This window comes from Flavobacterium sasangense DSM 21067, assembly GCF_000686885.1.
GTDB lineage: Bacteria > Bacteroidota > Bacteroidia > Flavobacteriales > Flavobacteriaceae > Flavobacterium > Flavobacterium sasangense.
The window spans coordinates 111,355-137,136 of the sequence record NZ_JMLU01000002.1; the positions used below are offsets into that span (position 1 = coordinate 111,355).

The window sequence follows — 25,782 nt, forward strand, 5'->3', positions numbered from 1 at the left end:
ACTTTACTTTTTAATATTCGGATTTTGTGAATCACTTTCAATAAGTCCGTCGCGTAAACGAATGATTCTGTGAGCGTAAGCGGCAATATCTTCTTCGTGAGTTACAAGAATTACAGTGTTTCCGTTGGCGTGAATTTCGTTGAATAAATTCATGATTTCTACTGAAGTTTTACTGTCTAAGTTTCCTGTTGGCTCATCGGCTAAAATGATAGAAGGCTTGTTAACCAAAGCTCTCGCAACCGCAACACGCTGACGTTGACCACCCGATAACTGATTCGGTTTGTGATCCATACGGTCTTGAAGTCCCACTTGTGTCAATACTTCAGTTGCACGTTCCACGCGTTCCGATTTAGAATGACCTGCATAAACCATTGGTAAAGCTACATTATCCAAAGCCGTTGTTCTAGGCATTAAGTTAAACGTTTGAAAAACGAATCCAATTTCTTTATTACGAATTCCCGCCAATTCATCGTCTTGCATTTCACTTACGTGTTTTCCGTTCAAAATGTAAGTTCCTGAAGTTGGCGTATCCAAACAACCTAAAATATTCATCAAAGTGGATTTTCCAGAACCTGAAGGTCCCATCAACGCTACATATTCCCCTTTATTAATTTCTAAATCGATGCCTTTTAACACATACACGATTTCGTTTCCTAAAGGGAAATCTCTTTTGATATTGGTTATTTTGATTAACGGATTTGCCATGTTGAATGTCGAATGTTGATTAACGAATTATGATTTCAGAAGTTTTAAATTCCGATTCTATTATAAGTAGAAAAAGAAAGGAATTTGTTACAACTAAAAACGAATTCTTTCAAACAAGTGTGAACTAATCGTTTTATTCGGATTGATGATGAAATGTTCTTTTTGTTGTTCGGCTCTAAAGAATATGATTCCCCATTGAAAAGTATCAATCGTAACGGAAACTTTTGGATGATTTTTTATGATTTCCCAAGCTTCTTCCATATCAGTTGACCAATGAATATCATCGAAAATCCAAACAGAATCATTTGAAATCGTAGGAAGTAAGGCTTCAAAATAATCTAAAGTCGCTTTTTTGGAATGATTGCCATCGAAATAGATTAGGTGATGGGTTATGGGTGAAAGGTCAAGGGTTTTAAAATAGCTTGAAAATTCGGTATTAACGAATTCAATATTTTGAAAATTTGAATTTTGTTCTTGCAATTGAACTTGCGCTTGCTTTTGCGTATTTGGACAACCTTCTAAAGTGATAATGTCCGAATTTTTATTTCCCAATGAAAGTGCAGAAGTAGCCAATCCTAATGAAGTGCCAATTTCTAAAACGCTTTTTGGTTGAAAATAACGAACAATTCTAAAAAGTAGTTCTGCATTTTTTGGAGTAATTCCAGCGGTTTGTGCGATTTTTGAAATTGCTCTGGTATTTGATTTAAAAACTCGTGAACCAGCACCAAAATCGGTTACTTCAATCGTGTTTTTATTTTCTAAAAGCGATTTTCTATACGATTTTAAGGTTTCGTATTCTGGATATTTGGTGTTGTCATAAAAACATTTCGTAACTAAATCAAACACAAATGGCGAATGCACTCCATGTTCGTTTTTGGAATGGAAAAGGAATTTTATGTAGGATTTAATTATAGTCACAGTTTTCAGTCACAGTTTTCAGTCACAGTTTTCAGTCACAGTTTTCTCTGCTTACTGCGACTGCGACTGAATACTAATTATTATTCCATTTTGCTCGATAATTCAAACCAACGTTCTTCTTTTTCTTCTAAAGTTTGAATGATTTTTTGTAATTCATTCGCTTTTGCTTCAATTTTATCATCAGCAACTTTTCCGTCGGCGAATTCTTGTTCGATGGTTTTCTTTTGAATTTCTAAATCTTTGATTTCTCTTTCAATTTTATTGAATTCCTTCTGTTCGTTGAAACTTAATCCAGTTGAAGCCGTTTGTTTTTCCTTCCAATTTGTTTTTTCAGTACTTACCGAATTTAAAACTTTTGGTTCCGCCGAATCTTCATACGCTCTAAAATCAGAATAATTTCCTGGGAAATCTTCAATTTCGCCTTCACCTCTAAAAACAAATAAGTGATCTACAATTTTATCCATGAAATATCTGTCGTGACTTACGACTAATAAACATCCTGGATAATCTAAAAGAAAACTTTCTAAAACGTTTAATGTTACAATATCCAAATCATTCGTTGGCTCATCCAGAATCAAGAAATTCGGATTTTGAATTAAAACAGTACATAAATACAAACGTTTCAATTCGCCACCGCTTAATTTTTCAACGAAATCGTATTGTTTTTTGGCATCAAATAAAAAGCGTTCCAATAATTGCGAAGCCGAAATAATTTTTCCTTTAGTTAACGGAATATATTCGCCATATTCTTTGATGATATCAATTACTTTTTGTCCTGGTTTCGGGTTGATACCACTTTGTGTGTAATACCCAATTTTAATCGTGTCACCAATAATCACTTTACCCGAATCAGGTTGAATGGTTTGGGTTAAAATATTTAAAAAAGTCGATTTTCCGGTTCCGTTTTTACCAATAATTCCAATGCGTTCGCCACGTTGAAAGGAATAGCTGAAATCTTTTAAAATGGTTCGGTCAGGGAAATTCTTATTCAATTTTACCATTTCGATAATCTTGCTTCCCATGCGTTCCATGTTGATTTCGAGCTCTACAACATTTTCTTTTCTTCGACTTTCGGCAACTTCTTTAATTTTGTAAAAATCATCTTGACGCGATTTTGATTTCGTCGTTCTAGCTTTTGGTTGACGGCGCATCCATGCCAATTCCTTTACGAATAAGTTTTGTGCTTTGTCAATTGTTGCATTTTCTGAAGCCAAACGTTCTTCTTTTTTGGCTAGATAATAAGAATAATTGCCTTTGTATTGGTAGATTTTTCCGTTGTCTAATTCGATAATTTCGTTACAAACGCGTTCCAAAAAGAAACGGTCGTGCGTTACCATAAACAACGTGATGTTTTCTTTTGCAAAATAATCTTCTAACCATTCAATCATTTCTAAATCAAGGTGATTGGTTGGCTCGTCTAAAATTAATAAATCAGGTTTACTAATTAAAATAATGGCTAGCGAAAGACGTTTTTTTTGTCCACCCGACATGTTTTTGACTTTCATTTTTAAGTCTTCCAACTTTAGCTTGTATAGAATTTGCTTGAATTGCGTTTCAAAATCCCAAGCGTTATGGCGGTCCATATCGTCAAAAGCTCTTTGATACGCTTCTTCGTCATTCGGATTTTCTAAAGCTTTTTCGTAGCGTTCAATTACCTTCAGAATTTCATTATCCGAAGCAAAAATATTTTCCTCAATGGTTAATTCGTCTTGCAAATTATTGTTTTGCGACAAAAACGCCATATTAATCTCTTTTCGAACTACCACTTGACCGGTATCAGGTTCGTCCAAACCATTAATCATGTTCATAATCGTGGTTTTTCCTGAACCGTTTTTAGCGATAAAAGCTATTTTTTGATCTTTGTTAATTCCGAACGAAACGTTGTCAAATAACACACGTTCGCCATAAGATTTTGATATATTTTCGACTGATAGGTAATTCATTATTTTAATTTGTCAATTAGACAATATGGCAATTCCAACTTTCGGAACAAGTTGAGCCAATCGTTTTGCAAAAATAGCTTTATTATTTCAAATTCGTATTTTTGTATTTTATAAATAAATATTGCAACTTTGACTTATCAATTAATTGGCACATTGACTAATTGAATATTGAAAATTAAATCCATGCAACTATCCGTAATCATTCTCAACTACAATGTGCGCTATTTTTTAGAGCAGTGTGTGCTAAGTGTCCAAAAAGCATTGGAAGGCATTGACGGTGAAATTATTGTCATTGACAACGCATCATCAGATGATAGTTGTGAGATGATGAAAACCAAATTTCCGCACATCAAACTCATTGAAAATAAAGATAATTTAGGTTTCCCAAAAGGAAATAACATTGGAGTTGCTCAAGCCAAAGGTGAATACGTTTGCGTTTTAAATCCTGATACCGTTGTTGCAGAAGATACTTTTTCAAAAATACTGAACACTAAAAACTGGCAACTGAACACTGGAATTATCGGTTGTAAATTAATTGATGGTGCAGGAAATTTCCTTCCCGAAAGCAAACGTGGCGTTCCAACACCTTGGGTGGCTTTTACTAAGATTTTCGGATTGTATAAAATTTCCAATTATTTTGGAAAATATTATGCCCAGCATTTATCGGAGAACGAATCTGGGAAAGTAGATATTTTGGTAGGAGCTTTTATGGTAATGAAGCGCGAATTGTATCTTGAAGTCGGTGGTTTTGATGAAAATTGCTTCATGTATTCGGATGATATTGATTTGAGTTATTTGGTTTTGAAAACGGGAAAATCGAATTATTATTTTCACGAAACTTCGGTAATTCATTATAAAGGCGAGAGTACTGTTCGAGATGGAATGTATATGAAACGTTTCCGTGAAGCGATGCAGTTTTTCTATAAAAAACATTTCAAGAAATCATGGTTTTTTGATCTGATGATGCAAGTTGGAAGTTTCGCTTTTAGTCTTTTGAAGAAGAATCAACAAAAGAATGAAGTTCGGATTATTGATGAATATATCGTTTTTTCAAGAGAAAATTTAGAATTGAATCTATCAAAAAAAGCAACTTATTTGTCTGATTTTAATCAATTTGAGAATCAATCCCAAAAAAATCTTGAAATAATATTCGATACCACTACTTTTAGTTTTGCTGAAATTATTACTTTTATGCAGTTAAATAAGAGTAAAAATCTAAGTTTTAAGAATTACATTTCGAGTTCGAATTACTTAATTGGAAGCAATAATTCGAGCGATAGAGGACAAATAATTTTGTTATAAAAAATTATTGATTTCTTTAAAAATCGAACGAAAAATTAGTATTTTTGCAAACCAAATACAAAAACACAACTTTAGTTTAAAGATATGGCAAAGTTTGAATTGAAATTACCTAAAATGGGTGAAAGTGTTGCAGAAGCAACAGTTACTAACTGGTTAAAAAAAGTTGGTGATAAAATTGAAATGGACGAAGCAGTACTTGAAATTGCTACTGATAAAGTAGACAGCGAAGTGCCTTCAGAAGTTGCAGGAACACTTGTTGAAATTTTATTTAATACCGATGATGTAGTTCAAGTGGGACAAACAATCGCTATTATCGAAACGGAAGGTGGAGCCGTTGCAGCAACTCCAGAAGTTAAAGTAGAAGCGCCAGTTGCTGTTGCAGAAGTAGCGAAAGCAGTTGAAGTTGCAAAGGAAACTGTAGCTCCAGCTGATTTTTCGGCATCAGATAAATTCTTTTCACCTTTAGTTAAAAACATTGCGAAAGAAGAAGGAATTTCTTTAGCAGAACTAGAATCTATTGCTGGTTCTGGTAAAGATGGTCGTGTAAACAAAGAAGATTTACTAAATTACATTAAAAATAGAGGAAGTCAGCCTGCAGTTGTGGCGACACCAGCGGCGGCTCCAAAAGCAACTCCAGCTCCAGTAGCTCAAGCTGTTCCAGTTTCTGTAAATGGTGGTGATGAGATTGTGGAAATGGACAGAATGCGTAAGTTGATTTCGGGTTACATGGTAGCTTCGGTACAAACTTCGGCTCACGTTCAGTCGTTCATTGAAGTTGACGTTACTAACATCGTAAAATGGAGAGATAAAGTTAAGAATGCTTTCGAAAAGAGAGAAGGTGAGAAGTTAACTTTTACGCCAATTTTCATGGAAGCAGTTGCAAAAGCTTTGAAAGATTTCCCAGGAATGAATATTTCGGTTGATGGTGAGTTTATCATCAAACGTAAAAATATTAATTTAGGAATGGCGGCAGCTTTACCAAACGGAAACTTAATCGTTCCTGTAATTAAAAACGCAGACCAATTAAACTTAGTTGGAATGGCAAAAGCGGTTAACGATTTAGGAAACCGTGCAAAAGCAGGAAAATTAAAACCAGACGATACACAAGGCGGAACTTACACGGTAACGAATGTAGGAACTTTTGGTTCTGTTTTTGGAACGCCAATTATTAACCAACCACAAGTAGGTATTTTGGCTTTAGGAGCTATCAGAAAAGTGCCTGCTGTTATTGAAACTCCAGAAGGTGATTTCATTGGAATCCGTCAAAAAATGTTCTTATCGCACTCGTATGACCACAGAGTTGTTGATGGAGCATTAGGAGGAAGTTTTGTAAAACGTGTTGCGGATTATTTAGAAGCGTTTGACGTAAATAGAGATTTCTAATCTTAGAATAAATTATAAATGTAAACCCGATAGTTTTAAAAGCTATCGGGTTTTTCTATCTTTGTCACATATAAAATCAATATGGAATTAAAATTAACACGCCCAATCTGCTTTTTCGACCTTGAAACTACAGGAATTGATGTAGCAAGAGACCGAATCGTTGAAATCTCAATATTTAAAGTATATCCAAACGGAAATAAAGAAAGTAAAACATGGTTGGTAAATCCTACTATTCCAATTCCGCCACAAACTACAGCAGTTCATGGAATTACGGATGAAAAAGTAGCGAATGAGCCAACATTCAAAGAATTGGCTTCTCAAATCCATAACATGATTAAAGATTCAGATTTGGCTGGATTTAATTCGGACCGATTTGATATTCCGCTTTTAGCAGAAGAATTACTTCGTGCTGAAGTTGATTTTGATATGAAAAACAGAGTTTCGGTTGATGTGCAAACGATTTTCCATAAAATGGAAGAACGAACTTTAAGTGCGGCTTACAAGTTCTATTGCGGACAAAGTTTAGAAAACGCCCACAGTGCTGAAGCAGATACGATGGCAACCTACGAAATCTTAAAATCGCAATTAGATCGTTATGATAATTTAGAAAATGATATGAAATCATTATCTGAATTTACAACGCGTAAAAAATCGGTTGACTTTGCTGGATTCATCGCATTAAATAACGATGGAAAAGAAATTTTTACTTTTGGAAAACATAAAGGCGCTTTGGTTGAAGAAGTTTTTGATAAAGAACCAGGTTATTTTGGCTGGATTCAAAACGCTGATTTTCCATTATATACTAAAAAAGTACTAACAGGAATTAAATTAAGAAAGTTAAATACTAAATAAAGTGATTAGTGAAAAGTAATTGGTGAATAGTTGCTAATTACTTTTTACTAATCACTAATCACTAGAATTATGAAAATAATCTGTATCGGACGTAACTACGCTGACCATATTTCGGAATTAAATAATGAAAGACCAACAGAACCGGTTATCTTCATGAAACCTGATTCGTCGATTTTGCCAAATAAGAATCCATTTGTAATTCCTGCTTTTAGTAATGATATTCATCACGAGGTGGAAATTTTAGTTAAGATTTGTAAAGTCGGGAAACATATTGATACTAAATTTGCTCATAAATATTATGAAGAAATTGGATTAGGAATCGATTTTACAGCTCGAGATGTACAAAGTAAGTTGAAAGAGAAGGGTTTACCTTGGGAAAAAGCAAAGGCGTTTGACCATTCAGCGGTAATTGGAAGCTTTACATCGAAAAAAAATTATACTTCGTTAGAAAATATTAACTTTGAGTTAAAATCAAATGGAACCACCGTTCAGGAAGGTAACACGAGTTTAATGTTGTGGAAAATAGATGAGTTAATTTCGTATGTTTCACAATATTTTACATTAAAAATTGGAGATATTATTTTTACAGGAACTCCAAAAGGTGTTGCAAAAGTGACTGAAGGTGATGTTTTAGAGGGTTTTATTGAAGGAAAATCGATGTTTAAAATTCAAATTAGGTAGTTATGGCATTACAATATAATTTAGCGAAAGTGTATGAAATTTCAGAAAATGATATTGAATTTGCATTACAAATTGTGACTTTGTTTTTAGAGGAAGTTCCCGCTGAAATAAAATCAATTAAAGTTGCAATTGAAGAAAAAGACTACACAAGAACGTATTCTTCATGTCATAAAATAAAACCTACATTGGATTTGCTTGGTATGGATTTAGCTTACGAAGAAAATATCCAAATTATGACTTGGGCAAAAGCTGAAGGCAAACGAAAAGAAATTAAAGAAGTATTCAAATCATTGAAAGATAGAATTGATTTAGCAGTTAAAGAAATCAAGAAAGATTTTAAACTGTAAAGTTATTTTTCATAAATCTCCCCAAATCTATTAAATATTTAAAATGAAAGCTGCTATAGTTACCATTGGCGATGAGATACTTATTGGCCAAATTGTTGATACGAACTCTTCTTACATTGCAAAAGCATTAGATAAAATTGGGATTGCAACGCATGAAATGTTGTCAATTTCCGATGATAAGCAACATATTTTAGATACGTTTTATTCGTTACAAAATAAAGTGAATGTTGTTATCGTAACAGGTGGATTAGGTCCAACAAAAGATGATATTACGAAGAAAACTTTTTGCGACTATTTTGATGATGAATTGATTGAAAACGAAGCGGTTTTAACACATGTAAAATCTATAATTGAAGGTTTTTATAAGCGTCCAATTACTCAAATTAATAGAGAACAAGCTTTAGTTCCAACAAAAGCAAAAGTACTTTTTAATCAAGCAGGAACGGCGCCAGGAATGTGGATGGAGAAAGAAAATACGGTTTTTATTTCGTTGCCTGGAGTTCCATACGAAATGAAGTATTTGATTGATAACGAAGTTATTCCAAATTTAGTTCAAAAATTTGAACGTCCTTATATTGTGCATCAAACTATTATGACGTATGGTCGAGGAGAAAGTATGATTGCAGAACAAATTGAAGAATGGGAAGATAATTTGCCTGATTTTATAAAATTGGCTTATTTACCTAGTCCGGGAAAAGTTCGCTTGAGGTTAACAGCAAGAGGTACGAATGAAGAGTTGTTGAAAAATGAAATAAAACATCAAGTTGAAAAGCTTGATTTATTAATTCATGACGTTATTGTAGGCTATAATGAAGATGAGCCAATTGAGGTGGTTTTAGGAAGATTGTTAACGGAAAAAAAACTAACAATTTCAACAGCCGAAAGTTGTACGGGGGGAAAAATTGCGGCAACTTTGTCGGCTGTACCTGGGGCTTCAAATTATTTTAGAGGAAGTGTTGTGAGTTATGCAACACAAGCTAAAATTGATATTTTAGGTATAGATGAAAATTTGATTGCAAAACATGGAGTGGTGAGTGCTGAGGTAGCTTCTGAAATGGCTAAATCTGTTCAAAAAGTTATGAATTCTGATTGTGCTATTGCAACAACAGGAAATGCTGGTCCAACAAAAGGCGATGAAGATGCTGAATTAGGAATGGTTTTTATTGGAATTGCTACGCCTGATGAAGTTTTTGTTGAAGAATTTAACTTTGGTCAACCACGTGAAAAGGTTATTGATAGAGGGGTGAGTAAAGCATTGGAACTCATTTATAAAGAAATTTTAAAAAAATAGTAAAAGATAGTTGTGTATATGAAATCGATTTTGTTTCTTTGCACCCTGATTTTAGATAACGAAATAAAGATTAGAAATAATGTCAAGAGTTTGTGAACTTACAGGTAAAAGAGCGATGGTAGGAAACAATGTTTCTCACGCTATGAATAAAACAAAGAGAAAATTCTCTGTTAACTTAGTTAAAAAACGTTTTTATATTCCTGAAGAAGATAGATGGGTAACGTTGAAAATTTCAACTGCTGCTTTAAAAACGATTAATAAAAATGGAATTGCTGCTGTATTGAAAAATGCAAAAGCTAACGGATTTGTTAAATCTGTATAATCCTTAAAACATAGATCAAAATGGCAAAGAAAGGTAATAGAATCCAAGTTATTTTAGAATGTACAGAGCACAAGACTTCAGGAGTTCCTGGAACATCTCGTTACATTACTACAAAAAATAAAAAAAACACTCCAGATAGATTAGAGATTAAAAAATTTAATCCAATCTTAAAAAGAGTAACTGTTCACAAAGAAATTAAATAAGATAAGTCATGGCAAAGAAAACCGTAGCAACTTTACAAACAGCTTCTAAAAGATTAACTAAAGCTATCAAAATGGTTAAGTCTCCAAAAACTGGTGCTTATACTTTCGTTGAATCAGTTATGACTCCAGAAGAAGTTGATGAATTCTTGAAAAAGAAATAATTCATTTTACATTATATAGATAAGCTACTTTCGTTTGAAAGTAGCTTTTTTATTTTTACATTTGTCTGATAAATGGATTTGTGGGCAAATTGTTGGTAGTAAAAACTTAAATCCTGATTTTAGTATGAGTTTTTTTAAAAAAATATTCTCTTCCGATAAGAAAGAACAAGCTATTAGCGAAGAGGCAAAACAAACTTTAGATAAAGGTTTAGAAAAATCGAAAACGTCTTTTTTTTCTAAGCTTACTAAAGCTGTAGCTGGAAAATCGAAAGTAGATGCAGAAGTTTTAGATAATTTAGAGGAAATTCTTGTTTCTTCTGATGTTGGTGTAAATACAACATTAAAAATTATCGAGCGTATTGAAGAACGTGTTTCAAGGGACAAATATTTAGGAACCGATGAATTAAATGGTATTCTTCGAGAAGAAATTGCAGGTTTATTATCGGAAACTAATTCAGGTGAAGCAACGCAGTTTGAAATTCCAGCGAATACAAAGCCATATGTGATTATGGTGGTTGGTGTTAATGGTGTGGGAAAAACTACTACTATTGGTAAGTTGGCATATCAGTTTAAGAAAGCAGGTTATAATGTGGTTTTAGGTGCTGCTGATACTTTTAGAGCAGCTGCTATCGATCAATTGCAAATTTGGGCAGATAGAGTTGGTGTACTAATCGTAAAACAACAAATGGGGAGCGATCCTGCATCTGTAGCTTTTGATACTTTGCAAAGTGCCGTAGCTCAAAATGCAGATGTGGTAATTATTGACACAGCAGGGCGTTTGCATAATAAAGTTGGTTTGATGAACGAACTTTCTAAAGTGAAAAAAGTAATGCAAAAAGTGGTGGAAAATACGCCAAATGATGTACTTTTGGTTTTAGATGGTTCAACAGGGCAAAATGCTTTTGAGCAAGCTAAGCAATTTACTGCAGCAACAGAAGTTTCATGTTTAGCGGTCACTAAGTTAGACGGAACTGCTAAAGGTGGTGTTGTTATTGGAATTTCAGATCAATTTCAAATTCCAGTGAAATACATTGGAGTAGGTGAAGGAATCGAGGATTTACAAGTGTTTAATAAATACGAATTTGTAGATTCGTTTTTTAAATAAGATTTATTACAGTGAAAGAACTTTTAAAATACAGAACAGTACAACTACTTTTACTAGCTATCATTATGGCTTTAGTAGCAATTCCTTTTGAAGGTTATGATTATGTTTTCATTACATTGCGGTTAGCTTCTTTTGCTATATTAATGTATCTTTTAATTAAGTTTACCAGCGGTAAAAAGAAAGTTAAGAAATAAAAAAATATAAAATAAGTGCTGTTAGTTAATAACAGCACTTATTTTTTCCCATAATACTTCATCAAAATCAGATAGCGCCATGTTTGAACCGTCGGCAGCATCTCCCATTCTAATAATTACTATTTTTCTACTTGGAATTACATATATCTTTTGATCATCTTTTCCTAAAGCACAATACATATCAGATGGAGCGGTTGGGATTATACTTCCTGAAAATTGAAATTGTGTTTGAGGTAAATGATAGCTTGACTTTCCGTTCAGCCACCATAAATAGCCGTATGATAAATTAATATTCTGTGAAGTTGTAGTCGCATTTTGCATATAACTTTCGGGAACAATTTGATTGTTTTCCCATTTTCCTTTGTTTAAAGCTAATAGTCCAAATCGTGCCATACTTCTTGTGTTACTATTATAAACACTTAAATTTCCATCAACGGTAGCCCATAAGCCTGTCATTCCTATTTTGTTTTTCAGTTTGGTATTGAAATAATTATTCCAAGTTTGTCCAGTAGAAGCAGCTACAACATCTTGTAATTTAACATAAACATTATGGTATGCCCATCGTGTTCCTGCATTAGCAACATATTGTAAGTTTGCGGGAGAAACATCATCACCTAAAGCATCGTTTAAACCTGATGTCATGGTTAAAAGGTGTTTATTGGTAATTAAATTCTCTTTTGCGAGCGGAGCACTTGTCCAGCCAGTTCCCAGATAATCGGAAACTTTGTCGTTGATGTTTAAATAGCCTTCTTGTTGAGCAATTCCTGTAACAGTAGCTGTTAATGTTTTTCCAGCGCTTGCCCAATACCAAGGATCTGTTGCACTATGACCATTAAAGTAATTCTCCATAACTATTTTTCCATTATGAAGAATTATGAAGCCTTTGGTGTGTTTTAATTCTAAATAATCTAGCAAGGGTTGTACTTGAGTTTCATTCCATCCAAGGGATGCTACTGTTTTGGTTTCCCATGTTGATGAACCTATTGGAGGAAAATACATAGCTTCCTCATTTGATGAATTTCCATCATCTGAATTGCAACTCCATAATGAAGTAACCAAGATAAAAAGTAATGATATTTTTTTCATAGCTAAATTATTTTTAGAACTTATTAAAGTTAGACAATAAAAATACAGAATAGTTTAATTCAAATAAATTTTAATTGTAATTTTATGGTTTAATTTGATAATAATAGTATGAAAAGAATTCTTTTGTTAATTGTTTTAGTGTCAGCTCTTTCGTGTAAGCAGAAGATTACCGAGGCTGATCTTTCAAATTTAAACGGTTATTGGGAAATTGAAAAAGTGGAGCTTCCCGATGGTGACAAGAAAGAATATAAAGTAAATGAAACTATTGATTTCTTTAAAATAGAAGCTAATAAAGGTTTTAGAAAGAAAGTAATGCCTCAATTAGATGGAACGTATTTAACTAATGATATCCAAGAAGATGTTGTTGTGGTTATTAAGGATGGTGATGCTTCACTTCAATACAAAACTACTTATGCTTCTTGGAAGGAAGAAATTATCGAGTTAACTAAGGATAAATTAGTAGTAAAAAATCAACAAGAAATTGAATATTATTACAAAAGACCAGCAAAATTTTCAGTAAAATAAAATGGCTAAGCGATTTAACGAAGAGAGTTCGATAGGAGATGTATTAAAACAATTTATTTCTCAAAATAAGCTGGAAGCAGGTATGGATGTAGTAAATGTTCGTGATGCTTGGAAAAATTTAATGGGAAATGGAGTAAATAATTATACAACTGAAATTCAATTAAAAGGTTCTACATTGTATGTAGCTTTATCGTCAGCGGTTTTGCGTGAAGAATTAAGTTATGGAAAAGAAAAAATCATCAAGATGATTAATGAAGAACTCAGAAAAGATTTGGTAACAAATTTAGTTTTAAGGTAAAAAGAAGCCCCAAATCTTTATCAAATGGGGCTTCAACAAACTCAAAATTAAAAATTAATAAGATTAAAATTGTGCAGTTTCTGTAGAATCTTTCATAGCTACAGTTGAAGATAATCCTGCGGTCACAGCATTTTGAACTTCATCAAAATAACTTGTTCCAACAAAATTTTGATGTTTTACAGCTCTAAATCCTTCAGCTTGTAAAGCAAACTCTTTCTCTTGTAATTCTGAATATCCTGCCATTCCTTTGCGTTTGTATGCTAAAGCTAATTCAAACATTGAAGTATTTAAAGCATGGAATCCAGCTAATGTTATGAATTGAAATTTATATCCCAATTTAGCAATATCTTCACGGAATGTTTCCATTTGCTCAACTGATAATTTTGCTGCCCAATTGAATGATGGAGAACAATTATAAGCTAATAATTTTCCAGGATATTGTTTATGGATAGCCGCGGCAAATTTTCTTGCTTCTTCCAAATCGGGTGTAGAAGTTTCTAACCAAACTAAATCAGCATAAGGAGCATATGACAATCCTCGGTCAATTCCTTGTTCAATTCCTGCTTCTACGTAAAAAAATCCTTCAGGAGTTCTCTCTCCAGTAATAAATTTTCTATCTCTTTCATCAATGTCGCTGGTTAATAAATTGGCAGCATCAGCATCAGTTCGAGCCACAATTAATGTTGGAACTCCCATTGTGTCAGCCGCTAATCGTGCAGCAATTAATTTATTGATGGCTTCTTGTGTTGGAACTAAAACTTTTCCGCCTAAATGCCCGCATTTTTTTGCAGATGAAAGTTGGTCTTCAAAGTGAACTCCTGCTGCCCCAGCTTCAATCATGCTTTTCATAAGTTCAAAAGCATTTAAGTTGCCTCCAAAACCCGCTTCAGCATCGGCAACAATTGGAACTAAATAATCTTTTTTGTTTTCAACTTTGTTCACAGACTGGATTTGGTCGGCGCGTAACAATGCGTTGTTAATACGCTTAACAACTAATGGAACACTGTTAGCAGGATATAACGATTGGTCAGGATACATTTCGCCAGCTACATTTGCATCTGCAGCTACTTGCCAGCCACTCAAATAAATAGCTTCTAATCCAGCTTCTACTTCTTGAATAGCTTGATTTCCTGTTAGTGCACCTAAACCAGCAACCCAATCCTGATTGTTTAATTTGTTCCAAAGAATTTCAGCTCCACGGCGCGCAATAGAATATTCTATTTGATATGAACCTTGTAGTTCTATTACTTTTTCTGCAGTGTAAGGTCTTTCGATACCTTTCCATCTTGGATTTGTTGTCCAATCCGTAATTAATTGTTGAATTCTTTCTTCAGTTTTCATAATTTTGTGGTGTTTTTAGATAGTTATTATTTTGTAATTATTTATGGATAGACTGTCGGATGTTGCAGCATTCGGCAGTTTTTTTGTTAGTCTATATATTCGTATGCTTTCAAGGTTAAAAATTCGTCTAATTCTGAATTTAATATCATATCTGTGAAAAGTTTTGTCGCTAATTCAAATTTTCCTGAATTAAATCGTTCTTCTCCAACATAGGCTTTAATTTTAATTAACTCTTCAGAGGTATACTTTTGATATAATTCAGGATTACATTTTTCTCCATTTTCAAGAGTAACTTCTTTATGTAACCAAAGCCATAATTGTGTTCTTGAGATTTCAGCTGTGGCCGCATCTTCCATTAAATTATATATTGCTGCAGCTCCAACACCCATTAGCCAAGATTCGATGTATAAAATTCCAACGTTGATATTTTTACGGACTCCATTTTCTGTTACGGTTCCTTTCGGAAGTTCTAACAATTGTTCTTCTGTTATATTCAATTCAGCTCTTTTAATATGCATTTGGTTTTTTGTTGGCATATTTTCGTTGAAAACTTTCATTGCTAGCTGTACTAATCCTGGATGAGCTACCCAAGTGCCATCGTGTCCGTTTTTAACTTCTCTTTCTTTATCTGATTTTACTTTTTCATAAGCTATTTCATTTGCATGTTCGTCATTTTTTATAGGAATTTGCGCTGCCATTCCGCCTATTGCTAGTACATTTCTTTTGTGGCAAACTTGAACTACTCTTTGCGAATAGGCACTCATAAAAGGGCTAGTCATTGTAACTTGGTCTCTGTCTGGAATCATAAAACCAGACTGTAATTTTAGTTTTTTGATGTATGAAAAAATGTAATCCCATCTTCCACAATTTAATCCTGCCATATGATCTTTTAATTCATATATGATTTCATCTAATTGAAAACTTGCAGTAATTGTTTCAATTAAAACGGTTGCTTTTATTGTTCCGATTGGAATTTTGAAGTAGTCTTGTGAATATAAAAAAACATCATTCCACCAACGAGCTTCTTCATAATGTTCTAATTTTGGTAAATAGAAAAATGGAGCTAATTCTTGTTTTATTAGAGTTTCTGCATTGTGGAAAAAGAATAAACCAAAATCTACTAATGCGCCAGAAAAATTTTTCCCATCTAATTGAATGTTTTTTTCTTCTAAATGCAAGCCTCTTGGACGGACTAAAAGTGTGGCTGTTTGATTATTATTTAATTGATATTTTTTTCCATTTTGTTCTATTGAAATGGTTTTGTTTATAGCATCTTTTAAATTTTGTTGCCCATCTAATAAGTTAGACCAAGTAGGAGAGCAGCTATCTTCAAAATCTGCCATAAAGACTTTTGCGCCAGAATTTAATGCATTAATAACCATTTTTCTGTCAACAGGTCCTGTAATTTCAACTCTTCTGTCTAGCAAAATTTCAGGGATTGGTGCAGCAGTCCAATTGCTATTTCTTATTTCTAATGTTTCTTTTGGAAAATGAGGCTTTTCACCTAAATCAAAACTTTTTTGTTGTTCTTTTCGCTTTTCTAGTAATTCTAATCTTTTTGGATTGAATTTTACTTGTAGCTTTTCTATAAATAATAAAGCATCATCTGAAAGGATTTCAGGATACTTTTCTTGTTGTTTTACTTGAAGTTGTGAGATATTCGTTTCCATAATTAGAAAGTTTATTTGTTTGATTGGTACAATATTATAAAATTAAAAAACATAAAACAAGCGAACGTTCGCAAAAATGTAAAAAAAGCATAAAAAATATTTTTCGCAAAAATGTATTATATTTGTTTTTTATTGTAAAATGAGGCAAAGAGTTTAAAGGTTTCTAATTTTTTTAAATAGTTGATTGATGATTGAAGAAGAATATATCCGTTTGATTTTTGGTTTAAAATTGAAACAAATTAGAACCGAAAAAAATCTATCGTTGTTTGGTTTGGCAAAAATGACAGGTTTGTCTAAATCGTATTTAAACGAAATTGAAAAAGGAAAAAAATATCCTAAAAGAGATAAGATTGTACTTTTATCTGAAGCTTTAGAAACAACATACGATCAATTAGTTTCTTTAAAATTGGATAAAAATTTGGCGCCAATTGGAGAGATTTTGCAGTCTAGAATTCTAAAAGAGATTCCATTAGATATTTTTGGAATTAAAGAAAGCGATTTAATTGATATTATTGCAGAAGCTCCTGTAAAGGTTAATGCCTTTATTAGTACACTTTTTGAAATTGCTAAACACTATAATTTAACACGTGAAAGTTTCTTTTTAGCTGCTTTACGTTCATATCAGGAAGCAAATAATAATTACTTTGAAGAAATTGAGCTACAGGTTGAAAAATTTGCCAAAGCATATTCACTAGATTTGAATAAACGGTTAAATTCAAAAGATTTTGAAGAAATTTTAGTTGAAGAATACGGTTACACAATTGAGAATGATGAGTTAGCCCAGCATAAGGAATTGAATAATTTACGTTCTGTTTTTGTGCCAAGTTCTAAAACTCTTTTGGTTTCGTCTGAAACTGATGATTCGCAACGAATGTTTATTTATGCAAAAGAAATTGCTTACAATTTTTTGAATATAACTGATAGATTGTTTACTTTTTCATGGATAAAATTTGATAGTTTTGATCAAGTTTTAAATAATTTTATAGCTTCATATTTTGCAGGAGCTTTATTAATTCCGCGTAAATCACTAGTAGCATCACTTAAATCTTTTTTTGATAAGAAAACTTTTTCTACTAACGATTTTCAAATGTTGATGGATGGTTTTACAGATTCTCCTGAAACCTTTTATCAACGATTAACGAATGTGTTACCAAAAGATTTTAATCTGAAAAATTTATTCTTTTTGCGATTTAGTTATAAACCTGAACGTGGTGATTTTCAGTTGACCAAAGAATTACACATAACAAATTTATTAGAACCACATGCAAATGAACGAAATGAACATTATTGTCGTAGGTGGATATCTTTAAAAACAATTCAAGATTTGACAGAAACAACTGAAAATCATGTATTAGATAGTCAGATATCTTCTTATAATCATACGGATAATGAATATTTTGTAATTTCTTCGGCTACAAAAGATCCTTTTAGAAAAGGTTATTATAGAAGTATTGCTTTAGGCATTATGATTAATCAACATTCTTTAAGTAGAATAGCTTTTTTGCAAGATGAAAATATTAAACGAAGAAAAGTTGGAGTAACTTGCGAATCTTGTTCAATTTCAGATTGTTTAGAAAGAGTTGCACCACCAAAAAATTTGGAACGAAAAGCTCGTTTTTTGCAAACAGATATGGTTGTGAAAGAGATAATGGAAAAATATAAGTAAAAAAAATCCCGATTCATTGAATCGGGATTTTTTTATATGATAATTCTAAAAATTAGAATTGCTCTCTTCCTGAAAAATGGAAAGCACTTTCAATAGCTGCATTTTCATCAGAGTCAGATCCGTGAACAGCATTTTCTCCAATTGAAGTAGCATATTTTTTACGGATAGTTCCTTCAGCTGCATCTGCTGGATTTGTTGCTCCAATTAATGTTCTGAAATCTTCCACTGCATTTTCTTTTTCTAAGATAGCAGCTACAATTGGACCTCTAGTCATAAATTCAACTAATTCACCAAAAAATGGTCTTGCAGCATGAACAGCGTAAAACGCTTGAGCATCAGCAATAGTTAATTGAGTTAATTTCAAAGAAACAATTTTGAAACCACCTTCTGTAATCATGTTTAAGATACCACCAATATGTCCGTTTTCTACAGCATCTGGTTTAATCATTGTAAAAGTTCTGTTTGTTGCCATTTTTTAAATTTTTTGCAAAGGTACCATTTTAATTAGGTTTTGCAATATTGTTTTTTTATTATTTTGTAATAGTTCTAACAACTCTAAAACCATAAAACTCATGTGTTTTATTAGGTTCTGTTGAAATTCTATTAGCGGGTCTTACATAGTTTTGTTGACTATCCCATGATCCACCTCTAACGCTTCTTCTTTCTCCCATTTCGGGACCTCTAGGATTGTCTCCTTTTTCTAATTTGTAGAAATCTTTATTGTACCAATCCCAACACCATTCCCAAACATTTCCGCTCATGTCGTAAACTCCTAATTCGTTAGGTAGTTTTGTTCCTACTGTATGTGGTGTTCCTTTGCTATTTCCTTTGTGCCAAGCAACCTCATCTAAATTATTGCTACCACTGTATTTAAAGGATTTTGATGAAGCGCCACCTTTTGCTGCAAATTCCCATTCCGCTTCTGTTGGAAGTCTGTATCCGTTTGCCTTGAAATTACAAACAAAATTAGGACCTTTTTTAGTGTAGGCTGGTTGTAGTTTTTCTTTTTTACTTAACCAGTTACAATAAGCAATAGCTTCATTCCAGGTTACACCGTTTATTGGGTAATTATCTTGCCATCCCCAAGTTGGTTTTTCTGGCATTTTCATTTTGTTAGCTTTGATGAATTGTTTCCATTCCCATACTGTAACTTCAAATTTGCTAATCTCAAATGTATTTAAATTTACAGTATGCTCTTTTTGTTCATCGACATCCGCTAAACCATCAGAATCTTTTGAACCCATTTTAAAAGTTCCTCCTTGAATTTTTATTAAGTCAATATCAACTAGACTGTTTTTAAATGCGAATAATGATAAAAGGGTAATTAATAATGTAGAATAAAACGTAATTTTTTTCATAAGTTTAGTTATTAATTTAGGTGTGCAAATATAATAATAATATAACATTGTGCGGTAAAATTGTTATAAAACGTAGTTTTTACCTTAAATTGATGTTAAAAAATTATATATATTGTTTTTTATCGAACAAAAAAGTATTTGGTCGATTTTTTTAAACAATAACTAATGAGAAATTTTGCTTTAGTGGTTGTAAATCAGAGTATAAAAGTGAGAAAAAAGCTTCAAAATTTGTTATCTCATTGTAGAAATCTGCGAAATTTGATTTTCTTTCTTGTAAAGATTGATTTGGGAATAATTCGTTTTGAAGTTGAATAATTCGTTCTAATTTTTCGGAATAAATTCTTTTTTCAGCCTTGAGTAATTTTTTTTCTAAATTTTCTAAACCTTTTAATTGTTTTACTTCTTGTGCTTTTACAGCTCCTATAAATGATTTGTCAGTTTTATTAGCAATGATATGTAATGCTTCAAACTGATTTTTAAGAAATGCTTTTTGTTCGCTAAAATCTATAGTTAAGTCTGAAAATTCTTTGGTTTTCTCATTTATTAAATTTTGTTGATTTTGAAAAATATCAGACCAATTTAACCCTAATTTTTCCAATTTTTCAACTTGCTTTTTTGTAGCAACTAAAGCAGAATTACGAAGTAACAAAATAGGGAAGGTAATATTATTCTCTTCAAAATTTGATTTTAGTTCTAACCAATACGCTAATTCGCCACCGCCACCTATATAACAAAGATTAGGTAAAATCACCTCTTGATACAACGGACGTAAAATTACATTCGGACTAAAATTCTTTGGATTATTTTCTAATTCAGTTAAGATCTCGCTTTCTGAAAATGATAATTGTGTGTTATTGATTTTGTAATTTCCATTTTCTAAAATAATGCGCTCACGTAAATTATCTTGAATGTAAAATAAGTTAATTTCCCTTGGATTTACCTGAACGTTATATTCTTTTAGTAATGGAAGCGTTTCGTTAACTGTTTTAAAAGATGTTTGCTGTAATAATTCTTCTTTAGCATAAGGAATAAATAGTTTTTTTAGCTCTAAATCATCACCATCTAAAATGACTAAACCTTCATTTTTGAATAATTCATTAGCTAAATATCGAGTAGCATCAGCTAAATTTTCATGTTTCGAATAGGATTTTTTAAATAATTCACGAAGATAATTGGCATTGTTTCCTAAACCTAACTCAGTAGAAAATTGCTCAAAAACTTCTTCTAATCCAGAAGTGTTTAATCTCCCAACCGGACCTTTACTTTCTTTTTTCCACTGGATTTTATTGCCTTTGAAATTGAAAAAATTGATTTCATCAAAATCATGATCTTCAGTTGCCATCCAATACACAGGAACAAAATTATTTTCGGGATAAGCAGTTTTTAATTCCTTTGTTAAATTAATAACAGAGATAATTTTATATATAAAATACAATGGACCGGTGAATAAATTCAATTGATGCCCAGTTGTAATAGTAAAGGTTTTTGAATCTTTTAAAATTTCAATGTTAGTAGAAGTAGCTTCTGAAATTTCAAACTTTTGATGTTGATTTAGTAATGCATTGACTAAGATTTCACGATTTTCAATTGGAAAATTTTTACTTTTTTCTTCAATTTGAAGTTTGAAATTTTCTAATGTTGGAAATCGATTATGTAACGTTTTTAATTCAGCCTTTTGGTCTAAATAATCTACAATTAGTTTTGAAAAATATCCTGAATTTTGATACGTTATACAGTCGTTTGGCATTTTGGCAATTATTTTTTTGCTAAAATACTAAATTACATTATTTGTTGAATGGTTTTAACAGTAGTTTATTATTAGTTAATACCCGCTAATCATAATTCGGTTATATATTTTAACAGGAGTTTTTCTTTTTTGGTTGTTTTCGGTAATTTCCATCATTCCTTTCATTTCTTGAGTAATAAGAGCTTCTTTTATCCAACCATTAAAAGGGTTTAGTTTGTATTTTGAGGTCATTTTTCCGTTTAAATCGGCATTGCTTTTCTCTTTGTTTATTTTAGCTGTAATAAAAGATTTTCCAGCAATGATTGCATATTTGTTTGGTTTTAACTTTGTTAAAGTAAAAGTGTTTTTTAAATTCATCTTGGTGCCATTTAATTCCGTTTTAAAACTGTTTGTCCAAGATTCTTTTAATGCCACTTCTTCAGATGGAATCATATAGAATCCATTTTCTAAATTATTTTTAAATGTCTTATCGTTAAAACTTTCCTTGAATGTTTTAGCTATTTTTTGTTTTTGTTCTTCGGTGATTTGCGGAATGCCGTCAAATAAGTTTTTATATAAATTATCTGTATTTTTTATTTCTTTTACCTTCCCTTTTTCATTAATAACAACAAAAAATTCTTTGTTAATCATGTTAGAAATGATTTTATCTAAAGGATTTCCGCTATCTCGTTCTTTAGAATCAATAATTTTATTATCAAAATCTGATTCAAATTCTATTATCATTTCTTTTAATTTACAACTAAGTGTAAAAATTGAATCCTCTCGTTTTGTAACTTTATAGTCGATCTTATAAAACGTGGATACTTCAATATCTGCCCAAGAATCGATATCATCCTCATAAATGTGACTTTGAGTTAAAACGGTTTGTTTGTAAATTTTTCCAGGTGTTAGATTGAGTCTTAATGCATGTTTTTCTTCGCAAGAAATAAATAAAACACTTAAGAAGATGATTAAAAATTTTGTGTGCATATCTCTAAAAATTATCGTTTTAAAGTAAAATGTCCTCTATGTTCTTTTCCGTTTTCTCTTTTTACTACAAACCAATAATCTGATGATGGTAATGGTTCTCCATTGTGTTTACCATCCCAACCCAAGTCGTTTGGCCCAAATTGAGTTATAAATTTACCTTGTCTATCAAAAATTAAAATTTTTAGATTAGGTTCATTTTCCGAAAATTTAATTCTCCAATAATCATTGTATCCATCATCATTTGGAGTGAAATATCTAGGATGCATAAGTAAGTAAATTTCGTCGAAACTTACGCCACAACCGTTTTTGTCTCTAACAAAGATGGTATATTCTCCATTAGGTAAGTTAGAAAATAGTGGACTATCTTGATATTCGATTCCGTTTAATGAATATTCATAATTACCTAAACCAGTAACATTTACAGTAATTGTGTTGTCGTGTTCTGTCCAGTCAGATGTTTCAAATGGACCAATAGTTGCTGGATTTGATAAAACAACAGCTACGTTTTTAGTTGTAGAGCATATTACACTTCCATGAATTTCAGTTACGGTTAAACTATAATTTCCTGGTTGATTAACTACTATTGATGGTGTTGTTTCTCCAGTTGACCATAAATAACTATCAAAATAACTGTTTTCAGTTAAAGTAACAGTAAAGTTTTCGCATAAGTAATACAGATTGTTTAGAGTGATTACAGGTGTTGGTATTAAAGTTAATTGCAGATCACTGATTTGGTAACATCCAAAGTTGTCTCTTACTAGAACAAAAAACGTTTTATCTGTTTGGTTTAAATTATAATTTGAAAAAGTAGTTACTTGATCTGATGCTGTTTGATTTTGTGCTCCAATAAGCGAATTATAATAGGTGAAATTATAATTATTCGGATTACTTATAATGTTTTGATTAAATTGTCTTAAATCAACTATTTCGTTACCATTGTTGCCATTATCACAAATAAGAGTTGTGAAATCTTGTGTGTTAGGTAATGGTAAAAAAGATGATGAAATATATACTGTAGTGGCTAACGTTTGGCAACTACCTCTTTTTACTTTAATAATGACTGAATTACCTTGATTTAAATTTCCTAAAGTATTTGATGTACTCCATGTTAGTCCTCCATCAAAACTATATTCATCTCCAAAAGTTGTTATTGTAACACTAGCATATTTATTACATCCAGCCGGATCAATTGTATAGGCAGGTTGAATGCTTTCTAAACTTCTAACATAAACATAATAATTGGGAGAGGTACACCCAAACGCATTTTTTATTTTTAAAATATAGGTGTCAGCAGTAACATTATTAAGTATATTAGATGTTTGCCAAGTATTTCCTCCATCAAAACTATATTCACTAGCTGGAGTTGTAATTGTTATGCTCCCTAAATTGGAACAGTAAGGTTCAACAACACTATAATCTAAAGTGTTTAAGAAAACACCTTCAATTGAAATAATTTTTGGATTGGATATACAGCCATCAGTGTCTTTTATTCTCACGGTATATAATCCAATAGGTAGATTTGTGGCAACATTATTAGTTGACCAAGTTAGGCCATCGTCAAAACTATATTCAGTTGCTTGAGTTTGTATTGAAATAGAACCAAAATCGCCACAAAAAGTTGGATTTGTATAGGTTACATAAGGTGTGCTTAATAATAATGAGCGAATTGTAATAGGCGAATTGTAAGATTCGCATCCCATTATTGTTCTAATTTTAACCTGATAAGATCCTGGATTTAGATTTGTTAACGTGTTAGATGTGGTCCATGTTGCCCCACCATCGAAGCTGTATTCTGATGCAGGAGACGTAACAGTTATGGTTCCATATGCTACATGACAACTTGGTTGCTGAATTTCAATTGTAGGTAAAACAGCTACCTGATTTGGTAAAATTGTAACACTGTTAGTAGAAATACATCCAAAATTATCAGTAACTGTTACTGAATATGTACCAACAGAAGTTACACTAATATTTTGAGTGATTTCACCTGTTGACCAAAGATAGTTTGCTCCTTGAGATGCCGTTAATGTGGTGCTTCCGCTACAAATATTTAAAATTCCCGAAATGGTTGTAAAAGGATTTTTAACCGTAAGTTGTATAGGAATTATTTTATAGCATGTGGCGTCTTTTATAACTCTAACAAAAATTGCAGAAGTATAGCTTTCAAAATTTTGAAAATTTGGTATCGAATTTACATCGTTATAAGCATCATTTTGATTGGCATAATAACTAAAAGTGTAGTTAGAGGGGTTGTTTATTATTAAGCCTTCACAGTTTGTTAAATCAAAAAACTCTTTTCCATCTCCATTTAAATCGCATTTAAATAAATTTGTAGTTGTAGGCTTATAATCGCAATCTGGTAAACAATTTAAAAAGGAAATGTCCCAACCTGTATTTGCATCACTGTCAGAAGCACTTGCAAAGTTGGTTCCTGAACAAGTGGTATTTCCTAGGACTATCCCGTAATTTATGATTGCTTGAACATTGTAGTTGTTATTTGTTACATTAGGTAAATCATTTGCATTAATTTGAAAACAGAAAGTTTTGGTGTTCAAGTTTAATTGAGAAGGATTAGATGAAGTATAAACAATTTGATTGTTTTGATCTAAAACTTTTATTTCTATAGATTGAACATTTGCGCTTACTCCGCCAGAATTAGGAATTGTAAATGTTCCACAAACCGATAATGGAAATGTAGGGCAAATTTCAAATAATGGATTTAATTGAATGCTGCCTTGTAAATTTTCATCAGAATGTAATAAACATAAATCATCAATATAAGTGTAGCCAAAATGACCACCTAATCCACATCTTGATGCAGTAAACTCTATTATAAAATCTTCGTTGTTAGGAATTGAAGAAATATCTAAAATACCCGATTGCCAATTTTCAGTGTAAAGAATAATACTTCCATTACTTGATGATTCATATTGAGTGAAGATACAATTATTTGGATCTCCAATTAAACAAAACTCACTAACTACAACATTGTTTTTAATAATTTTGGCCTTGAAATAAGGTTGTTCATTATCATGGTCAGATCCTGATATACTTTGAAGTACTGCTTTAAAATTAAATTTTACTTCTGTTTCATTATTTGTTTTAAAACGTTTCGTTTGCACAACACCAGATGTTATGGAAGAATTTTTATGATTTACTTTTAAAACATATTGATCAAATCCGTTAATGTTGCCAATATACTCATCATAATAATTCGATGGTACCGTAGTAGCCATTAAGCTACTTGCGTTTGGATCGTATTGAATAATTCCTTGGTTAGCAGTTACATATACATCTTTACATTGCATAGGATTAACTGGTGATCCCGTACCGTAACTGTAATTTTTTAAGGTAAAAGTATTATTTGTATTTTCAAACTCTTCAAAACCTCCGTTATTACATAAAAAAACCGAACTTTGTAATCTTGAAAAAGGAATAAATCTATTGGAATTCAAATTTCTTTCAGTTTCAATTTTGTTAAGAAATTGTTCCCTTTGAATAGAGTCATTTAAATTAAATTCTGGTGTGCTTTCAAAGGCACGACCGTTAATCAAAACAATGTTTGAATTTTTGGTATTTAATTCAGAATTTTGTCCTAAACAAGTAATAGTTAGAAAAAGTAGAGAGATTTGAAAAAGAATATTTTTCATTTAGTAGAATTTTTTTACAAAAATATAAAAAAATGAAAGATTTTTCATAACATTATTATTTAAAT

At 31.8% G+C, this 25,782-nt stretch carries 25 protein-coding genes; 14 read left to right on the forward strand and 11 right to left on the reverse strand.

Going from position 1 to position 25,782, the window contains the following annotated elements:
• Positions 1-3: 3 nt before the first annotated feature.
• The 3 genes from BP92_RS0102485 to BP92_RS0102495 form a co-directional block, all read right to left on the reverse strand.
• Entirely contained in the window at positions 4-705 is a 702-nt protein-coding gene (locus BP92_RS0102485) for an ABC transporter ATP-binding protein (protein WP_026724595.1), read from the reverse strand.
• 93 nt (positions 706-798) lie between these two features.
• Positions 799-1,623, reverse strand: coding sequence for an O-methyltransferase (locus tag BP92_RS15675; RefSeq protein WP_051604359.1), 825 nt, complete (start codon positions 1,621-1,623; stop codon positions 799-801).
• Between the two features lie 80 nt (positions 1,624-1,703).
• Positions 1,704-3,566 carry an ABC-F family ATP-binding cassette domain-containing protein gene (locus BP92_RS0102495; RefSeq protein WP_026724596.1) on the reverse strand — a complete coding sequence of 621 codons (1,863 nt, stop codon included), beginning with the start codon at positions 3,564-3,566 and terminating at the stop codon, positions 1,704-1,706.
• A 183-nt stretch (positions 3,567-3,749) separates the two neighbouring features.
• On the opposite strand from BP92_RS0102495, the gene BP92_RS0102500 reads away from it, so the two are divergent.
• The 11 genes from BP92_RS0102500 to BP92_RS17245 all read left to right on the forward strand — a co-directional run bounded on the left by BP92_RS0102500 (position 3,750) and on the right by BP92_RS17245 (position 11,407).
• Complete coding sequence (locus BP92_RS0102500) at positions 3,750-4,868, forward strand: glycosyltransferase family 2 protein (RefSeq protein ID WP_026724597.1); 1,119 nt, start codon at positions 3,750-3,752, stop codon at positions 4,866-4,868.
• Between the two features lie 84 nt (positions 4,869-4,952).
• A complete protein-coding gene (locus BP92_RS0102505) occupies positions 4,953-6,251 on the forward strand; it encodes a dihydrolipoamide acetyltransferase family protein (protein WP_026724598.1) in 1,299 nt (432 codons plus the stop codon).
• Between the two features lie 81 nt (positions 6,252-6,332).
• The gene (locus tag BP92_RS0102510; RefSeq protein ID WP_026724599.1) at positions 6,333-7,103 is read left to right on the forward strand and encodes a 3'-5' exonuclease; all 771 of its coding nucleotides are present in this window, start codon (positions 6,333-6,335) and stop codon (positions 7,101-7,103) included.
• Between the two features lie 69 nt (positions 7,104-7,172).
• The gene (locus BP92_RS0102515) at positions 7,173-7,784 is read left to right on the forward strand and encodes a fumarylacetoacetate hydrolase family protein (protein WP_026724600.1); all 612 of its coding nucleotides are present in this window, start codon (positions 7,173-7,175) and stop codon (positions 7,782-7,784) included.
• A 2-nt stretch (positions 7,785-7,786) separates the two neighbouring features.
• A complete protein-coding gene (locus BP92_RS0102520) occupies positions 7,787-8,131 on the forward strand; it encodes a hypothetical protein (protein ID WP_026724601.1) in 345 nt (114 codons plus the stop codon).
• A 43-nt stretch (positions 8,132-8,174) separates the two neighbouring features.
• Positions 8,175-9,422 (forward strand): CinA family nicotinamide mononucleotide deamidase-related protein, encoded by a 1,248-nt coding sequence (locus tag BP92_RS0102525; protein ID WP_026724602.1) that lies wholly within the window; start codon positions 8,175-8,177, stop codon positions 9,420-9,422.
• A 79-nt stretch (positions 9,423-9,501) separates the two neighbouring features.
• A complete protein-coding gene (rpmB, locus tag BP92_RS0102530; RefSeq protein WP_008253904.1) occupies positions 9,502-9,744 on the forward strand; it encodes a 50S ribosomal protein L28 in 243 nt (80 codons plus the stop codon).
• 20 nt (positions 9,745-9,764) lie between these two features.
• On the forward strand, positions 9,765-9,947 hold the full coding sequence (gene rpmG / locus BP92_RS0102535; RefSeq protein ID WP_008253902.1) for a 50S ribosomal protein L33: 183 nt from the start codon (positions 9,765-9,767) through the stop codon (positions 9,945-9,947).
• Positions 9,948-9,955: 8 nt separating this feature from the next.
• Positions 9,956-10,108 carry a DUF4295 domain-containing protein gene (locus tag BP92_RS16870; RefSeq protein WP_014389076.1) on the forward strand — a complete coding sequence of 51 codons (153 nt, stop codon included), beginning with the start codon at positions 9,956-9,958 and terminating at the stop codon, positions 10,106-10,108.
• Positions 10,109-10,232: 124 nt separating this feature from the next.
• Entirely contained in the window at positions 10,233-11,213 is a 981-nt protein-coding gene (gene ftsY / locus BP92_RS0102545; RefSeq protein WP_026724603.1) for a signal recognition particle-docking protein FtsY, read from the forward strand.
• A gap of 11 nt (positions 11,214-11,224) precedes the next feature.
• Positions 11,225-11,407: a hypothetical protein gene (locus BP92_RS17245; protein WP_026724604.1), complete on the forward strand. Its 183-nt coding sequence runs from the start codon at positions 11,225-11,227 to the stop codon at positions 11,405-11,407.
• Between the two features lie 21 nt (positions 11,408-11,428).
• On the opposite strand, the gene BP92_RS0102555 is transcribed toward BP92_RS17245, so the two are convergent.
• Positions 11,429-12,493 carry a serine hydrolase domain-containing protein gene (locus BP92_RS0102555; RefSeq protein ID WP_026724605.1) on the reverse strand — a complete coding sequence of 355 codons (1,065 nt, stop codon included), beginning with the start codon at positions 12,491-12,493 and terminating at the stop codon, positions 11,429-11,431.
• A gap of 108 nt (positions 12,494-12,601) precedes the next feature.
• Here BP92_RS0102555 and BP92_RS0102560 point away from each other — a divergent pair, with 108 nt between their 5' ends.
• A complete protein-coding gene (locus BP92_RS0102560; RefSeq protein ID WP_026724606.1) occupies positions 12,602-13,018 on the forward strand; it encodes a lipocalin-like domain-containing protein in 417 nt (138 codons plus the stop codon).
• A gap of 1 nt (position 13,019) precedes the next feature.
• Entirely contained in the window at positions 13,020-13,316 is a 297-nt protein-coding gene (locus BP92_RS0102565; protein WP_026724607.1) for a DUF721 domain-containing protein, read from the forward strand.
• A 63-nt stretch (positions 13,317-13,379) separates the two neighbouring features.
• On the opposite strand, the gene aceA is transcribed toward BP92_RS0102565, so the two are convergent.
• Positions 13,380-14,657: an isocitrate lyase gene (aceA, locus tag BP92_RS0102570; RefSeq protein ID WP_026724608.1), complete on the reverse strand. Its 1,278-nt coding sequence runs from the start codon at positions 14,655-14,657 to the stop codon at positions 13,380-13,382.
• A gap of 86 nt (positions 14,658-14,743) precedes the next feature.
• Positions 14,744-16,327, reverse strand: a complete 1,584-nt coding sequence (aceB, locus tag BP92_RS0102575; RefSeq protein ID WP_026724609.1) for a malate synthase A — start codon at positions 16,325-16,327, stop codon at positions 14,744-14,746.
• A 190-nt stretch (positions 16,328-16,517) separates the two neighbouring features.
• Here aceB and BP92_RS0102580 point away from each other — a divergent pair, with 190 nt between their 5' ends.
• Positions 16,518-17,993 (forward strand): helix-turn-helix domain-containing protein, encoded by a 1,476-nt coding sequence (locus BP92_RS0102580; protein ID WP_026724610.1) that lies wholly within the window; start codon positions 16,518-16,520, stop codon positions 17,991-17,993.
• 52 nt (positions 17,994-18,045) lie between these two features.
• On the opposite strand, the gene BP92_RS0102585 is transcribed toward BP92_RS0102580, so the two are convergent.
• From BP92_RS0102585 to BP92_RS0102605, 5 genes are all read right to left on the reverse strand, one after another.
• Complete coding sequence (locus BP92_RS0102585) at positions 18,046-18,465, reverse strand: nucleoside-diphosphate kinase (RefSeq protein ID WP_026724611.1); 420 nt, start codon at positions 18,463-18,465, stop codon at positions 18,046-18,048.
• A 58-nt stretch (positions 18,466-18,523) separates the two neighbouring features.
• Positions 18,524-19,351, reverse strand: coding sequence for a formylglycine-generating enzyme family protein (locus BP92_RS0102590; RefSeq protein ID WP_026724612.1), 828 nt, complete (start codon positions 19,349-19,351; stop codon positions 18,524-18,526).
• Between the two features lie 151 nt (positions 19,352-19,502).
• Complete coding sequence (gene bshC, locus BP92_RS0102595) at positions 19,503-21,098, reverse strand: bacillithiol biosynthesis cysteine-adding enzyme BshC (protein WP_026724613.1); 1,596 nt, start codon at positions 21,096-21,098, stop codon at positions 19,503-19,505.
• 75 nt (positions 21,099-21,173) lie between these two features.
• Complete coding sequence (locus BP92_RS0102600) at positions 21,174-22,067, reverse strand: DUF6263 family protein (RefSeq protein WP_026724614.1); 894 nt, start codon at positions 22,065-22,067, stop codon at positions 21,174-21,176.
• Positions 22,068-22,078: 11 nt separating this feature from the next.
• Entirely contained in the window at positions 22,079-25,717 is a 3,639-nt protein-coding gene (locus BP92_RS0102605; protein ID WP_026724615.1) for a T9SS type B sorting domain-containing protein, read from the reverse strand.
• Positions 25,718-25,782 lie beyond the last annotated feature (65 nt).